Source organism: Haloferax sp. Atlit-10N (assembly GCF_003586325.1).
Lineage (GTDB): Archaea > Halobacteriota > Halobacteria > Halobacteriales > Haloferacaceae > Haloferax > Haloferax prahovense.
Genome location: NZ_PSYX01000087.1, coordinates 1 through 619 on the forward strand (window position 1 = coordinate 1; position 619 = coordinate 619).

The following is a 619-nucleotide window of genomic DNA, read 5'->3' on the forward strand; positions in this document are numbered from 1 at the left end:
ATGATCGGGGCCGGCATTTTCATCCTTCCCGGGATCGCAGCGGAAGGTGCTGGCCCAGCGAGTTCGATATCATTCGTCATTGCTGGGTTCGTTGCTCTTCTCGCAGCCCTCTCACTTTCCGAATTGGCGACGGGAATGCCAGTCGCCGGTGGGAGCTACCACTTCGTGAACCGTGCGCTCGGAGGCTTTTTCGGGAGCATCGTCGGGTGGGGGATGTGGACCGGTCTGATGTTTGCGAGCGCATTCTATATGATCGGGTTTGGACAGTATCTCGTCGAACCGATTCCGTTCCTGGATGGTCGGGCACTCGTTATTCTTCTGGGACTCATCGGCTTGGTACTGATTGTGGGTGTCAACTACTACGGCACGGAGGAATCGAGCCAGCTACAGAACATCATGATCGGCGCGGAAACCGCTATCGTGCTCGCCTACGTCGCTCTCGGACTGTTCTTCATCGACCCCGCGAACCTCGATCCGTTTGCACCGCCGGGACCGAGCGGTATTTTCGCCACCACCGGCGTCGTTTTCGTCTCCTTTCTCGGATTCGAGATCATCGCGACCGTCTCGGGAGAGGTCAAAAACCCGAGCAGGAATATCCCGCTGGCGATGATACTCTCGG

At 57.7% G+C, this 619-nt stretch carries 1 protein-coding gene; it reads left to right on the forward strand.

Annotated features, from left to right (window positions below; all coding sequences use genetic code 11):
- A partial coding sequence (locus tag C5B91_RS21290; RefSeq protein ID WP_119713032.1) for an APC family permease occupies positions 1 to 619 on the forward strand: 619 nt, incomplete at both ends.